The sequence below is a fragment of the Klebsiella sp. BDA134-6 genome (genome assembly GCF_015601345.1).
Lineage (GTDB): Bacteria > Pseudomonadota > Gammaproteobacteria > Enterobacterales > Enterobacteriaceae > Klebsiella > Klebsiella grimontii.
In genome coordinates this window covers 1,760,264-1,775,430 of sequence record NZ_CP064784.1, presented here as the reverse complement: position 1 = coordinate 1,775,430, position 15,167 = coordinate 1,760,264, and the positions used below count along the sequence as shown (strand labels likewise).

Genomic DNA, 15,167 nt, shown 5'->3' with positions numbered 1-15,167 from the left:
CGATGATGATCCCGGAACAACGGCGCGACTTTATTTACCGCTACGTGCATGAAAAAAACGCCGCCTCTTTCAATGAACTGGCGGAGTTGATGAGCGTGTCGCATATGACGGTACGCCGCGACATTCAGCTGCTGGAAGAAGAAGGCAAAGTTATCGCCATTAACGGCGGCGTGAAGCTTAATAACCTGCTTAAATCCGAGTTGCCGTGGCGGGAAAAAGCGGAGTTGCATCATGATGTAAAACGCAAAATGGGCCAGCTGGCGGCGATGCTTATCGAGCCGGGTCAAACGCTCTACCTCGATGCCGGCACCTCGTTGTTTGAAGTGGCGAAAGCGGTGGCCGCCAGCCGCTGTTTTAACCTGACGGTCGTCACCAACGACTTTTCCATCAGCCACTACCTGATGGATATGCCGCATATCACGCTCTATCACACCGGCGGCCTGGTGGATCAGCGCAACCGCTCAAGCATTGGCAAAAGCGCCGCCAGCTTTCTTCGCACCATTAATATTGACGTGGCGTTTCTGAGCTCCTCTTCGTGGGATACCGAACGCGGAATGTCAACGCCGAGCGAAGGGAAAGCCTCGGTCAAGGAGGCGGTGCTCACCGTTTCCCGGCGTCGGGTACTGGTCTGCGATAGCAGCAAATTTGGGAAATACGGCATGTTCCATATCTGCGGGCTGGAGCAGTTAACCGATATTGTTTCTGATAACCGGCTACCGGAAGATGCGCAACATACTATTGCCAGCCAGGGCGTGAAGCTGCATCTGGTAGATAGCCGGGAGGGAGAGCATCATGCTGAAGCTCGCGGCTAACCTCGACTGGCTATTTACCGATTTACCGATAGCGGCACGTTTCCAGGCGGCAAAAGCGGCCGGTTTTCACGGCATTGAAGGGCTGTTTCTCTGGCAACACCCGCTAGAACAGCTGCAGGCGGCGCAACGGCAAACGTCTCTTCCGCTGGTGCTGATGAACGCTCCTGCAGGCAACTGGTCTCAGGGTGAACGCGGGCTGGCAGCGCTACCCGGGCGCGAAGAGGAGTTTCATCGCAGTCTGGAGCTGGCTCGTCATTATGCCACGGCGCTGGGCTGCCGCCGGGTTCACGTTATGGCGGGGTTGCGCTGCGACACTCTGACGCATCAGGCCCAGCTTGAGCTCTTGCGCAACAGGCTGCGTATCGCCTGCGATGTGCTGGCTGTCGCGGGAATAGATGTGCTGATTGAACCATTAAACTCGCAGGATATGCCCGGCTATTTTATTGATAGCTTTCCGCTGGCCGCCACAATCATTCACCAGGTTGCCAGGGACAATATCGGTTTACAGTTTGATATTTATCACTGCCAGAAAATTCACGGCAACGTCGCCAAAAATATTGAACGCTATTTTACGCTTATCAAACATATTCAAATTGCTTCTGTTCCTTATCGCCATGAACCTGGGACCGGCGAATTAAATGAAGCATGGTTATTCGATTTTATTAAAAATATGAACTATGAGGGCTGGATTGGTTGTGAATATCAACCGTCAACATCAGGCCCCGAATCATTACGCTGGATAACGCCTTACCTGGAATTTTAATCTCTCTGTACCGGAGGAAAACATGTCGGATACCGTTATTATCTCGCTGGCACCCGTTGCCGCGGATTGCCCTCGAGTCATACCCGAAGAACTGGCGCAGGAAATACTCGCCAGCGTGGAATATGGCGCGGCAATCGTTCATCTGCACGTCCGTGATAAGCAGGGGCGTCTGACGCCGGACACCGTCGATTTTCAGGCCACAATCGACCCTGTAATACGCCACTCAAACCTGATAATTCAGGCCTCTACCGGCGGAGTCTCTTCGCTGTCCATCGCCGAACGCTGCGCGCCGTTGGCCTGCTCAGGGGTGGAGATGGCATCGCTTAACGTCGGCTCCGTTAACCTTGGCGATGCCGTTTACTTTAATCCCGGTCCGGACGTCGAATATTGTGCAAAACAAATCATCACCCATAACATTATTCCCGAGTTTGAAGTTTTCGAAATTGGCATGATTAATAACATCCTTGCTCTGCAGGAAAATATTAAATTCAAAACACCGATGCTGTTTAATATTGTACTGGGGCATCGCGGTAGTACCCCCGCCACGGTTGATGCATTAATTGCCATGCGCAGTATGCTCCCCCGCGAGGCCTTATGGGGAATAACGCATTTTGGCAGAAAGAATTTCGATATTATCGCTGCCGCGGTCGCTATGGGCGCCAGCGAGGTTCGAATTGGCTTTGAGGATAGCTATTATTTAAGCGCGGAAGAAAAAGCCCACAATAACTATCAGCAGGTCGCCAAACTCGCCACCCTGATTCGCAGCATGGATAAGAAAGTCGCCACGCCCGATATTGCGCGGCAAATGTTATCTATTCCACCCCGGCAGCAATAACAACAGAAAGGACATTTCGCTATGACTATGACCACTGTTATTCACAAAACCGGTCTCGGCGTCAGCATCGCCGGCGCCGCCCTGGCGGCGGTAGGTGCGTTGATGCATTCACCCGCGATCTGGCAGCCTGGGCTGGTAATGTTCACCGCCGGTTTTGCGGCGGGAGCAGGATACTGGCCGGGGTTACGCAGTTATCAGTTTACCTTGTGGATCATCGCCGGTTTCGTTGCCGCGATGACCTGGTCTACGGATCTGATCGTCTGGGGCGGCTTTAACATCACCCATAAATGGATTGTTTTCCTGGTCATCCAGGCCACCATGTTCAGCATGGGCACCAAGCTGACGATCCAGGATTTTATCGATGTCGCCAAAATGCCGTGGGCGGTGTTTATCGGTACCTTCTGCCATTTTGTCATTATGCCCCTGCTCGGCCTGACCATTACCCTGGTCTTCAACTTTCCGCCGGAAGTCGCGGTGGGCATCCTGCTGATTGGCGCGTGTCCCAGCGGTCTCTCTTCGACGGTGATGGTTTACATCGCCAACGCTAACCTGGCGCTGGCGGTATCGATAGCGGCGGTTTCAACCCTAGCGGCCACGGTGATGACGCCGCTGTGGGTTAACCTGCTGGCGGGCTCGATGATCGACATTCAGCTGACCGCAATGGTGATGGACGTGGTGAAAATCGTGCTCATTCCTATCGGCGCGGCGATCTTACACGATTACCTGAAAACCTACGCCAGCATACGCGGCCGTCGTATTGTGCAAGGACTGGCCGGACTCGGCGCCCTGTGGCTGCTGTATATGAGCTTCGGAGGCTGGAACACGCTGTTCGCCAGCGCCGGCGCCGAAGCGCAAATGTACGCCGTGGTTGTCAACTTCGTGGCTGGCGGTCTCGTCTGGGCGCTGTTTTACAACTGGCTGTACGGTCGCGTTGAGGGTATTAAGAAAATCATGCCGACCATCTCGATGATAGGGATTATTTTCTTCACGACCACCGCCGCCGCCGCGGGACGCGACAACCTGGTGCAGGTCGGCTTCCTGCTCTGTTTCGCCATGCTGATGCATAACCTCGGCGGTTTCCTGATTGGCTATCTGATGAGTCGCTGGATCTTCCGCATGGACGTACAGTCCGCCCGTACCGTGGCCTTTGAAGTCGGACTGCAAAACGGCGGAATGGCATCGGGGCTTGCCGCCGCGATGGGCAAGCTGGCAACGGTGGGCCTTGCTTCCGCGGTGATGACTCCGCTTGGCAACGTCAGCGGCTCGCTGCTGGCGAACTACTGGCGCAAAAAGGACGCCCGACAGGCGCAGGCCGCCGCGAAAAATCCCGCTCAATCCGTTTCTGAACATCTTTCAAAAGGATAATCACCATGACGACTCTCACTCTGAAGCAGGCTTTACGCGCCGTAGCGTTCGCGCTTGACCTCGCTGACTCCTGCTATACAAAGCGCCCGCTAAGCGTAGCGGTGTGCGACGCCAGCGGGGAACTGCTCAGCTTCGCACGCATGGACAATGCCAAATTGTTAACCATTGAACTTACTCAGCGCAAGGCGCGTACCAGCAGTCGCCTCGGCTGTACCACCCTGGCATTTTTACAGCGCCTGCAAAAAGAGCAGCTGGACATCAGTTACTTTGCCGATCCGCGTTTTACCGCCCTGCCCGGCGGGATCCCGCTTCTGTACGACGGGAAATGTCTCGGCGCCGTCGCGGTAGGCGGCCTATCGGCACAGGAAGATCACGACGCGGCGCTGGCCGTCGCGGAAAATTTGCTCGAGGAGATTACCCAATGAAAAAGATCGCTATGTTGCACACCAGTTCAGCGACGCTCGCGATGATGCAGCAGCTGATTGCCGATATCATGCCGGAAGTGGAAGTCATGCATCTGGTGGAAGAATCCATGATCAAGCAGGTCATGAAGGCCGGAGGGGTAACGCCGAATATTGCCGCCCGCATCGCCGACTACGTGCATATTGCCGAAAAAGCGGACTGCGATATTTTTATTACCGCCTGCTCTTCTATTGGCACGGCGGTGGAACAGTGCCAGTTTCTGACGCCGCTCCAGCTCGCCCGTATTGACAGCGCGATGGTCAAAGAAGCGATTGAAAAAGGTGAGCGTATCGCCGTGCTGGCAACCGTAGCGACCACGCTAAAGCCGACGTTGGATTACGTCCAGCGCAAAATACAGGAGAGCGGTAAGCCGCGCGCCGTTACCCCCATATTAATGGAAGAGGCCTTTCACGCGCTGCTGGCAGGAGAGATGGATACCCATGACCGGATTGTCGCCGACGGGCTAAAAACCGCGTTTAGCCAGGCGGATGTGGTCATGCTGGCACAGGCCTCAATGGCCCGGGTATTACAGCAGCTACCCACTCCGCCGGTTCCGGTCTTGACCTCGCCAGAAAGCGGAATTCGTTGGCTGAAAGCACTGGCGGAAAGCTGAGTTACGGGCAAAAAAAAAGGCCATCATCAGATGGCCAACCATGTCGAAATTGGACCAGCCCTTAACCATGCAGAAAGTCAGGGCTGTTTTTTTACTTATTACTTAATTACGGTTTTCAGCGCTTCGCCGATATCGGCCAGGCTGCGAACGGTCTTCACGCCTGCGGCTTCCAGCGCCGCGAATTTCTCGTCCGCAGTGCCTTTGCCGCCCGCGATGATGGCGCCCGCGTGACCCATACGTTTGCCTTTCGGCGCGGTCACGCCGGCAATGTAGCCGACAACCGGTTTGGTCACGTGATCTTTGATATAAGCGGCCGCTTCTTCTTCCGCGCTACCGCCGATCTCACCGATCATCACAATCGCTTCGGTCTGCGGGTCTTCCTGGAACAGCTTCAGGATATCGATGAAGTTAGATCCCGGGATCGGGTCGCCGCCGATGCCCACGCAGGTGGACTGGCCGAAGCCGTAGTCGGTGGTCTGCTTAACCGCTTCATAGGTCAGGGTACCGGAGCGGGAAACGATGCCCACTTTACCCGGCTGGTGAATGTGGCCCGGCATGATGCCGATTTTGCATTCGCCTGGGGTGATCACGCCCGGGCAGTTCGGCCCGATCATGCGCACGCCCGCTTCGTCCAGCTTCACCTTCACGGTCAGCATATCCAGCGTCGGGATACCTTCGGTGATGGTGATAATCAGTTTAATGCCCGCATCGATAGCTTCCAGGATGGAGTCTTTGCAGAACGGCGCCGGAACGTAGATCACGGATGCGGTTGCACCGGTCGCTTCTACCGCTTCGCGCACGGTGTTGAACACCGGCAGGCCCAGATGAGTGGTACCGCCTTTGCCCGGCGTTACGCCGCCAACCATTTGCGTACCGTAAGCAATGGCTTGTTCAGAGTGGAATGTACCCTGGCTACCAGTGAAGCCCTGGCAGATAACCTTGGTATCTTTATTAATTAAAACGGACATTATTTCCCCTCCACTGCGGCAACAACCTGCTGAGCTGCATCCGTCAGACTTTTCGCTGCAATAATATTCAGGCCGCTGTCAGCCAGTTTCTTCGCGCCCAGTTCGGCGTTGTTACCTTCCAGACGAACCACTACCGGGACATTAACGCCCACTTCGGCTACCGCGCCGATGATGCCGTCGGCAATCAGGTCGCAGCGTACGATACCGCCGAAGATGTTAACCAGAACCGCTTTTACGTTGTCATCAGAGAGGATGATTTTGAACGCTTCGGTGACGCGCTCTTTGGTAGCGCCGCCGCCAACGTCAAGGAAGTTAGCCGGTTCGCCGCCGTGCAGCTTAACGATGTCCATGGTGCCCATCGCCAGGCCCGCGCCGTTCACCATGCAACCGATGTTGCCGTCCAGCGCGACGTAGTTCAGTTCCCACTGCGCCGCCTGAGCTTCACGCGGATCTTCCTGAGACTGATCGCGCATTTCGCGCAGATCCGGCTGGCGGAACAGCGCGTTGCCGTCAGCGCCCAGTTTACCATCGAGGCAAATCAGGTCGCCCTGCCTGGTGATCACCAGCGGGTTGATTTCGATCAGCGCCAGGTCGCGCTCAAGGAAAATGGTCGCCAGACCCATAAAGATTTTGGTGAACTGCTGAACCTGTTTTCCTTCCAGACCCAGTTTGAACGCCAGTTCACGGCCCTGGTAAGGCATCGGACCCGCCAGCGGATCGATGGCGATTTTGTGGATCAGGTGCGGGGTCTCTTCCGCCACTTTTTCGATTTCCACGCCGCCTTCGGTAGAGGCCATGAAGACCACACGACGGGAGCTACGGTCAACGACCGCGCCGAGGTACAGCTCTTTATCGATATCGGTCGCCGCTTCCACCAGGATCTGGTTAACCGGCTGGCCGTTTGCATCTGTCTGGTAGGTCACCAGGCGTTTGCCCAGCCAGTGTTCAGCAAATGCGCGAATGTCTTCTTTGCTCTTAACTACTTTCACACCGCCCGCTTTGCCGCGGCCACCAGCGTGAACCTGACATTTCACTACCCACGGACCCGCGCCGATTTTTGAAGCGGCTTCTTCTGCTTCACGCGGAGTAGTACAGGCATAACCCACCGGCGCCGGTAAGCCATAGCGGGCAAAGAGTTGTTTTGCCTGATATTCATGTAAGTTCATGTGTTCAGTCCATCCTTCAGGGAATAATTATAAACCTGTAGGCCTGATAACGGCGCTAGCGCGTGTTATCCGGCCTACGGTAGGTAATACTCTTGCTGACTACACGTCCAGCAGCAGACGAGTAGGGTCTTCCAGCAGCTCTTTAATCGCGACCAGATAGCCTACCGATTCACGTCCGTCGATCAGACGATGGTCGTAGGAGAGCGCCAGGTACATCATCGGCAGAATTTCGACCTTACCATTCACCGCCATCGGACGATCTTTAATGGCATGCATTCCGAGAATCGCGCTCTGCGGCGGGTTGATGATCGGCGTGGACATCAGAGAACCGAATACGCCGCCGTTGGTAATGGTGAAGTTACCGCCGGTCAGGTCGTCTACGGTCAGCTTGCCGTCGCGGCCTTTTACGGCCAGCTCTTTAATTTTCTTCTCAATATCCGCCATGCCCAGCAGGTCGACATCGCGCAGAACCGGGGTCACCAGGCCGCGCGGCGTGGAGACCGCCATGCTGACGTCAAAATAGTTGTGGTACACCACGTCATCGCCATCGATAGAGGCGTTCACTTCCGGATAGCGTTTCAGCGCTTCAACCACCGCCTTCACGTAGAAGGACATAAAGCCCAGACGGATACCGTGACGTTTTTCAAACGCGTCACCATACTGCTTACGCAGATCCATAATCGGCTTCATGTTGACTTCGTTGAAGGTGGTCAGCATGGCGGTAGAGTTTTTCGCTTCCAGCAGACGCTCGGCAACGCGTTTGCGCAGACGAGTCATCGGCACGCGTTTTTCAGAACGGTGGCCCAGCTGCGGAGCCGGAGCAGCAGCAGCGGGGGCCGCCGCCGGGGCTGGAGCTTTTGCCGGAGCGTTCGCCAGATGTTTCTCTACGTCTTCGCGGGTCAGGCGGCCGCCAACGCCGGTGCCTTTAATGGCCGCCGCGTCGAGGCTATGTTCCGCGAGCAGACGGCGAATCGCCGGGCTCAGCGCATCGTTGTTCTGTTCTTCCAGAGAAGCCTGCTGGCGCTGGGCCGGAGTAGACTCTTTGGCATCGGCTTTCGCGCCGGACTCTTTGCCCGCACTGTTGCCTTCACGCAGGCGGCCGAGGATCTGACGAGAAAGCACGGTGGCGCCTTCGTCTTCAATGACCGCGTCCAGAATGCCATCCGCTGAAGCCGGTACTTCCAGTACCACTTTGTCAGTTTCGATTTCTACCAGCACTTCGTCACGAACAACCGCATCGCCCGGTTTTTTATGCCAGGTGGCAACCGTTGCGTCAGCTACGGACTCAGGCAGGTCGGGAACCAGAATATCTACGCTACTCATTATGTATCCTTTAATTAATCGACGTTCAGCGCGTCATTGACCAGATCTTGTTGCTGTTTCTGGTGAACGGACAGGTATCCTACCGCCGGAGAGGCGGAGGCCGGGCGGCCTGCATAACGCAGAGAGGCCCCAAACGGAATCACTTCACGGAAGTGATGCTGGCTGCAGTACCACGCGCCCTGGTTGAGCGGTTCTTCCTGGCACCAGACAAAATCATGCACGTGCGCATACGGTTTCAGCGCTTCCTGTACCGCCTGGTGCGGGAACGGGTAGAGCTGCTCTATGCGAACGATAGCGACATCTTTTTGCTCTTTCTTGCGGCGCTGTTCCAGCAGGTCGTAGTAAACCTTACCAGAGCACAGCACAACACGCTTCACGGCTTTCGGGTCGAGATCGTCGATTTCACCGATTGCCGGCTGGAAGGTGCCGTTAGCCAGTTCGTCCATGCTCGACACCGCCAGCGGGTGACGCAGCAGCGATTTCGGCGACATCACGATCAGCGGGCGACGCATACCGCGCAGCGCCTGACGACGCAGCATATGGTAAACCTGCGCTGGCGTGGACGGTACGCAAACCTGCATGTTCTGCTCGGCGCAGAGCTGCAGGTAGCGTTCCAGACGCGCGGAGGAGTGCTCCGGCCCCTGACCTTCATAGCCGTGCGGCAGCAGCATCACCAGACCGCACATACGGCCCCACTTCTGCTCGCCGGAGCTGATGAACTGGTCGATAACCACCTGCGCGCCGTTAGCGAAGTCGCCGAACTGCGCTTCCCAGATGGTCAGGGTGCGCGGTTCCGCGGTAGCGTAGCCGTATTCAAACGCCAGTACCGCCTCTTCCGACAGTACGGAGTCCCAGACTTTGAAATGGCCCTGGCCGTTGTGGACGTGCTGCAGCGGCGTATAGGTTGAACCATTTTTCTGGTTATGGATCACCGCATGGCGGTGGAAGAAGGTCCCGCGCCCGGAGTCTTCGCCGGACAAACGCACCGAAATGCCTTCATCTACCAGCGTAGCGTAGGCGAGGTTTTCCGCGCCGCCCCAGTCGAACAGCTTCTCACCGGCGGCCATTGCCTGACGATCGCCGTAGATTTTCGCGACACGCGACTGCATCTCAACGGCTTCCGGCACCGTACTGATGCGTTTCGCCAGCTCCTGCAGACGCTTAGGTTCAACTTTGTCCGGGTAGCTCTCATCCCACTCGTGGTTAAGGTACGGGGACCAGGTAAAGGAGTGCATGTTCATCGGACGCCACTCCTGCACCACACATTCGCCAGCATCCAGCGCGTCGCGGTAGAGGTTCACCTGCTCGGTAGCGTCTTCCAGCGTCGCGACTTTGTCGGCTTCCAGCTTGTCAGCGTAGATTTTGCGCGGGGTCGGATGCTTTTTGATTTTCTGGTACATCAGCGGCTGGGTCGCGCTCGGCTCGTCGGCTTCGTTGTGGCCGTGACGGCGGTAGCACACCAGGTCGATGAAGACATCGCGTTTGAAGGTATTACGGAAATCCAGCGCCAGGCGGGTCACGAAAGCCACGGCTTCCGGGTCATCGGCGTTGACGTGGAAAATCGGCGACTGAACCATCTTACCGATGTCGGTGCAGTACGGGGTAGAACGCGCATCCAGCGGGTTGGAGGTAGTGAAGCCAACCTGGTTGTTGATAACGATGCGTACGGTACCGCCCACTTCGTAACCACGCGCTTTGGACATGTTCAGGGTTTCCTGAACCACGCCCTGGCCGGTAACCGCGGCGTCGCCGTGAATAGTGATCGGCAACACTTTGTTGCTGCTCGGTTCGTCAAGACGATCGAGACGCGCGCGTACGGAGCCGATAACCACCGGGCTGACGATTTCCAGGTGCGACGGGTTAAACGCCAGCGCCAGGTGCACCAGACCGCCTTCGGTTTCCATATCGGACGAGAAGCCCATGTGGTACTTCACGTCACCGGTACCGAGGTGCTCTTTATGTTTTCCGGCGAATTCGTCGAACAGGTCCTGCGGTTTTTTACCCAGCACGTTGACCAGTACGTTCAGACGACCGCGGTGCGCCATGCCCAGCACCACTTCGCGGGTGCCGCTCTTACCCGCGTGGCGGATAATCTCTTTGAGCATCGGGATCAGCGCATCGCCGCCTTCCAGCGAGAAGCGTTTAGCGCCCGGGAATTTCGCGCCGAGGTAGCGCTCCAGGCCTTCCGCCGCGGTCAGCTCGCTGAGGAAGCGCTTTTTCTCTTCGGCGCTAAAGCTCGCTTTGCCCGCTACCGACTCGATACGCTGCTGGATCCAGCGTTTTTCTTCGGTAGAGGTAATGTGCATATATTCCGCGCCAATGGAGCCGCAATAGGTCTGCTTCAGGGCGGAGATCAGATCGCCCAGCTTCATCGTGTCTTTACCGATGGCAAAAGAGCCTACGTTATAGATCTCCTGGAAATCGGCCTCGGTCAGATCGTGGTAAGCCGGATCGAGATCCGCCACTCTCTCTTGCTGCCAAAGTCCCAGCGGATCGAGATTCGCATGCTGGTGACCGCGGAAGCGGTATGCGTTGATGAGCTGCAGGACTTTAACCTGCTTCACATTGGTGTCAGGGTCGGAAATCGAAGAAGTGTAACGCGAGGCATCCTTCGCCAGGCGGCGGAAATAATCACGCGTTTTGGAATGAAATTGATCCGGTTTGACTCCGGTGCCAGGTAACTGCTGGAACATAGAACGCCAGTTGGCGTCAACAGAGTCAGGATCGGTTAAGAAGTCTTCATAGAGCTGTTCTATCCAGCTCTGGTTCGAACCAGAGAGGTAAGAAGAGTCCAGCCAGGCTTTCATTGCGCCGTTCTGCATCGTGATCCCTTAAGCATTTATATGCTTATTTCGCCGTAGAAACTACCACGCACAGAAGTTGTACGTGCCGGGGTTCACTTGTTGCGGATGAGTTGTGGTTTCGTCCGCTAAGGAACCTTTAAAAACTGCCATTAATCTTCGGCGTTCAGGCTGCGGTTGCGTTAGCTGCCTTCACTTACCCCGGTCACATAGTTCACTATGCTCCCGGGGATGCGTTCAGTTGCCGCCTTACCTCGCTCTGAACGCCTTGATTACTGGTACATATTTGGCGGTTTTTAAAGATTTCCTGCCATCCCCTTCATACTTCAAGTTACATGTGCGTTGGCTTTCCTCACTCACCCCAGTCACTTACTTGAGTAAGCTCCTGGGGATTCGCGGCGTCGCCGCGTGACTCGGCCTTCGGCCTCGCCCCTACGGGGCCAGCGCAAACGCTGTTCAAAACGGCTAGCCGTTTTGTCCTGTAACTCGAATTATTTAGGGTATTCATTTCCCGGCGGCGCGAACGCTGCCGGGGCTACTGCTTTTGGTAGCCCGGATAAGCGCTAGCGCCATCCGGGACAGACCGGGTTACTTATGCACTGCGCTGCAGCAGCATCGACTTAATATGGCCGATGGCGCGCGTCGGGTTCAGCCCCTTAGGACACACACTGACGCAGTTCATAATGCTGTGACAGCGGAATACGCTGAAAGCATCGCTCAGCCCTTCGAGGCGCTCGCTGGTTTCGGTATCGCGGCTGTCGATCAGGAAGCGATACGCGGCCAGCAGGCCTGCCGGGCCGATAAACTTGTCCGGGTTCCACCAGAACGACGGGCAAGACGTTGAACAACATGCGCAGAGAATACACTCGTACAGACCATCGAGTTTCTCACGCTGCTCTGGCGACTGCAGATGCTCGCGAGCCGGAGGATTTTGCCCATTATTCAACAAGTAAGGCTTAATCTTCTCATATTGTGCATAGAATTGCCCCATGTCTACCACCAAATCACGGATAACCGGTAATCCTGGCAGCGGACGGATAACAATTTTCTTGCCCGGCTGATTCAGCGCGGAGATCGGCGTGATGCACGCCAGACCATTTTTCCCGTTCATGTTAAGACCGTCAGAACCACATACCCCTTCACGGCAGGAGCGGCGGAACGACAGCGACGGATCTTTCTCTTTCAGCTGGATTAACGCATCCAGCAGCATCATGTCACGACCTTCTTCCGCTTCGAGGGTGTAGTCCTGCATGCGCGGAGCATCGTCTACGTCCGGGTTATAACGATAAACTGAAAACTCGAGTTTCATATTCCTGTCTCCGCATTAATAAGTACGAATCTTCGGCGGGAATGCCGGACGCAGCTTCGGTTCCATATTGACGCTACGACGCGTCATGGATTCCGACTCTGGCAGATACAGGGAATGGCACAGCCAGTTTTCATCATCACGATCCGGGAAGTCGAAACGGCTATGCGCGCCGCGGCTTTCGGTACGGTAGTTCGCAGACATTGCAGTGGCGTAAGCGGTTTCCATCAGGTTATCCAGCTCCAGACACTCAACGCGCTGGGTGTTGAACTCGCTGGAAGTATCGTCCAGACGAGCGTTTTTCAGACGCTCGCGGATCGCTTTCAGCTGCTCAAGGCCCTTCGCCATCGCGTCCCCTTCGCGGAATACCGAGAAGTTATGCTGCATACACTCTTGCAGCGCTTTGCGGATTTCGACCGGATCTTCACCATTGCGGTTGCCGTTCCAGCGGTTCAGACGTTCCAGCGAAGCGTCGATCTCGTCATCCGTCGCGTCGCGCAGTACGCCCTGCTCGGCGATAGATTCTTGCAGGTGCAGACCCACCGCGCGACCAAAGACCACCAGGTCAAGCAGCGAGTTGCCGCCCAGACGGTTCGCGCCGTGTACCGATACGCAGGCGATTTCGCCTACCGCGAACAGCCCCGGAATCACCACGTCTTCGCCCTGCTCGTTGACGGTCAGCGCCTGGCCACTCACTTTGGTCGGAATACCGCCCATCATATAGTGGCAAGTCGGGATAACCGGAATCGGCTCTTTCACCGGGTCGACGTGAGCAAAGGTACGAGAGAGTTCCAGAATACCCGGCAGACGGGATTCGAGAACCTCTTTACCCAGATGGTCAAGCTTCAGCTTGGCGTGCGGGCCCCAAGGACCGTCGCAGCCGCGACCTTCACGGATTTCGATCATGATGGAACGCGCCACCACGTCACGACCCGCCAGGTCTTTCGCATTCGGCGCATAACGCTCCATAAAGCGCTCGCCGTGTTTATTCAGCAGATAGCCGCCTTCACCGCGGCAGCCTTCTGTCACCAGAACGCCCGCGCCGGCGATACCGGTCGGGTGGAACTGCCACATTTCCATATCCTGCACCGGAACGCCGGCACGGATCGCCATACCCACGCCGTCGCCGGTATTGATATGAGCATTGGTGGTGGACTGGTAAATACGGCCTGCGCCGCCGGTCGCCAGCACGGTGGCGCGGGCTTTAAAGTAAACCACTTCACCCGTTTCGATACACAGAGCGGTACAACCGACCACCGCGCCATCGGCGTTTTTCACCAGATCCAGCGCGTACCACTCGGAGAAAATAGTGGTATGGTTTTTCAGGTTCTGCTGATAAAGGGTGTGCAGCAGGGCGTGACCGGTACGGTCAGCCGCCGCAGCGGTACGTGCCGCCTGCTCGCCGCCGAAGTTTTTCGACTGGCCGCCGAACGGACGCTGATAAATCGTGCCATTTTCGAGACGGGAGAACGGCAGCCCCATATGGTCCAGCTCCAGAATCGCTTCCGGGCCGGTTTTACACATATATTCGATGGCGTCCTGATCGCCAATGTAGTCCGACCCCTTAACGGTGTCGTACATATGCCATTCCCAGTTATCTTCATGGGTATTACCGAGCGCGACGGTGATCCCGCCCTGCGCGGAAACGGTATGGGAACGGGTCGGGAAAACTTTGGAGAGCAGCGCACAGGTCTGGCCGCTCTGGGAAATCTGCAGCGCCGCGCGCATACCTGCGCCACCGGCACCGATCACAACTGCATCAAATTCTCTGACAGGCAATTTCATTACACACCCCACACCACAACAAATCCATAAAGAACGTAAGCCACCAGCGCAACAACGATCAGCAGTTGCAGAATTAAGCGTACAGCCAGTGGTTTAACGTAGTCCGTTAACACCTGCCACATCCCAATCCAGGCGTGGATCAGAATGGAAACGAGAGCCAGCAGGGTGAAGACTTTAGTGAACGCGGAGGAGAAAAAGCCCGTCCAGACTTCCCATGAAATTTCACCGGTGGTGGCAAAGAAGCCCACCATATAGATGATGTAGAGGGTCAGAACGATAGCGGTAGCGCGGACCAGAATAAAGTCATGTACGCCGTTGCGTCCTAGTGCTGAGGCGTTGCTTACCATACGAGGACTCCTGCGAGAAGTGAAAGCACGACAGTAATAACAAAAGAAATTTTGGCGGAGCGTGTCCCTACTTCGAGGGTTTCTTCAAGATAGCCAAAATCCATCAGCAGGTGGCGGATACCGACTACCGCGTGATACGCCAGCGCGGTCAGGATGCCCCACATGATGAACTTCACAAAGAAGCTATCCATAATGGATGCCGCAGTGAGAAAACCTTCGGGAGAGGAAAGGCTGGTGCCCAGCAGCCAAAGCAGAATCCCGACCGCCACGAAGGTGATCACTCCGGATACGCGATGGAGAATGGACGCTATCGCCGTGATTGGGAACCGGATCGTTTGCAGATCCAGATTGACAGGTCTTTGTTTTTTCACATTTCTTACCATGAATAACGCCCACATGCTGTTCTTATTGTTTCCTTCCTCCGGTCTGCTTGCGGGTCAGACAGCGTCCTTATCTATAACTAAAAGTCATGTTAAAACGCCTTTCCAGGAGTTAAAGCGTGACAAAATAACGCTGGGTGGCTCGGGATTGCAGGGTGTTCCGGAGACCTGGCGGCAGTATAGGCCGTTCACAAAATCATTACAATTAACCTACATATAGTTTGTCGGGTTTTCTCCCGAA

General features: G+C 56.0%; 14 protein-coding genes. 6 read left to right on the top strand and 8 right to left on the bottom strand.

Annotated elements, in window-relative coordinates; genetic code table 11:
* Positions 1-2: 2 nt before the first annotated feature.
* From IYV58_RS08105 to IYV58_RS08080, 6 genes are read left to right on the top strand one after another with little or no spacing between them, the layout of a single operon-like run.
* Positions 3-812: a DeoR/GlpR family DNA-binding transcription regulator gene (locus IYV58_RS08105; protein ID WP_177447613.1), complete on the top strand. Its 810-nt coding sequence runs from the start codon at positions 3-5 to the stop codon at positions 810-812.
* The gene (locus IYV58_RS08100; RefSeq protein ID WP_142446199.1) at positions 793-1,575 is read left to right on the top strand and encodes a hydroxypyruvate isomerase family protein; all 783 of its coding nucleotides are present in this window, start codon (positions 793-795) and stop codon (positions 1,573-1,575) included. Before IYV58_RS08105 ends, IYV58_RS08100 begins: the two co-directional genes overlap by 20 nt.
* Before the next feature lie 22 nt (positions 1,576-1,597).
* Positions 1,598-2,410, top strand: coding sequence for a beta-keto acid cleavage family enzyme (locus tag IYV58_RS08095; RefSeq protein ID WP_004130541.1), 813 nt, complete (start codon positions 1,598-1,600; stop codon positions 2,408-2,410).
* 21 nt (positions 2,411-2,431) lie between these two features.
* On the top strand, positions 2,432-3,775 hold the full coding sequence (locus IYV58_RS08090) for a bile acid:sodium symporter family protein (RefSeq protein WP_004130539.1): 1,344 nt from the start codon (positions 2,432-2,434) through the stop codon (positions 3,773-3,775).
* Positions 3,776-3,780: 5 nt separating this feature from the next.
* Positions 3,781-4,200, top strand: a complete 420-nt coding sequence (locus IYV58_RS08085) for a GlcG/HbpS family heme-binding protein (RefSeq protein ID WP_004130536.1) — start codon at positions 3,781-3,783, stop codon at positions 4,198-4,200.
* A complete protein-coding gene (locus tag IYV58_RS08080; protein ID WP_004130535.1) occupies positions 4,197-4,850 on the top strand; it encodes an aspartate/glutamate racemase family protein in 654 nt (217 codons plus the stop codon). The genes IYV58_RS08085 and IYV58_RS08080 overlap by 4 nt, the downstream gene beginning before the upstream one ends.
* Before the next feature lie 98 nt (positions 4,851-4,948).
* Here IYV58_RS08080 and sucD read toward each other — a convergent pair whose 3' ends face one another.
* The 8 genes from sucD to sdhC form a co-directional block, all read right to left on the bottom strand.
* Positions 4,949-5,818: a succinate--CoA ligase subunit alpha gene (sucD, locus tag IYV58_RS08075; protein WP_004100288.1), complete on the bottom strand. Its 870-nt coding sequence runs from the start codon at positions 5,816-5,818 to the stop codon at positions 4,949-4,951.
* Positions 5,818-6,984, bottom strand: a complete 1,167-nt coding sequence (gene sucC / locus IYV58_RS08070) for an ADP-forming succinate--CoA ligase subunit beta (RefSeq protein ID WP_004130532.1) — start codon at positions 6,982-6,984, stop codon at positions 5,818-5,820. The genes sucD and sucC overlap by 1 nt, the downstream gene beginning before the upstream one ends.
* Positions 6,985-7,083: 99 nt before the next feature.
* Entirely contained in the window at positions 7,084-8,307 is a 1,224-nt protein-coding gene (gene odhB / locus IYV58_RS08065) for a 2-oxoglutarate dehydrogenase complex dihydrolipoyllysine-residue succinyltransferase (protein WP_004130530.1), read from the bottom strand.
* 14 nt (positions 8,308-8,321) lie between these two features.
* Entirely contained in the window at positions 8,322-11,129 is a 2,808-nt protein-coding gene (gene sucA / locus IYV58_RS08060) for a 2-oxoglutarate dehydrogenase E1 component (protein WP_004130528.1), read from the bottom strand.
* Between the two features lie 571 nt (positions 11,130-11,700).
* Positions 11,701-12,417 carry a succinate dehydrogenase iron-sulfur subunit SdhB gene (gene sdhB / locus IYV58_RS08055; RefSeq protein ID WP_004130526.1) on the bottom strand — a complete coding sequence of 239 codons (717 nt, stop codon included), beginning with the start codon at positions 12,415-12,417 and terminating at the stop codon, positions 11,701-11,703.
* A 15-nt stretch (positions 12,418-12,432) separates the two neighbouring features.
* Positions 12,433-14,199, bottom strand: a complete 1,767-nt coding sequence (sdhA, locus tag IYV58_RS08050) for a succinate dehydrogenase flavoprotein subunit (protein ID WP_009651647.1) — start codon at positions 14,197-14,199, stop codon at positions 12,433-12,435.
* Positions 14,199-14,546: a succinate dehydrogenase membrane anchor subunit gene (gene sdhD / locus IYV58_RS08045; protein ID WP_004100278.1), complete on the bottom strand. Its 348-nt coding sequence runs from the start codon at positions 14,544-14,546 to the stop codon at positions 14,199-14,201. The genes sdhA and sdhD overlap by 1 nt, the downstream gene beginning before the upstream one ends.
* Positions 14,540-14,944, bottom strand: a complete 405-nt coding sequence (gene sdhC, locus IYV58_RS08040) for a succinate dehydrogenase cytochrome b556 subunit (RefSeq protein ID WP_004130523.1) — start codon at positions 14,942-14,944, stop codon at positions 14,540-14,542. Before sdhC ends, sdhD begins: the two co-directional genes overlap by 7 nt.
* Positions 14,945-15,167: the final 223 nt, after the last annotated feature.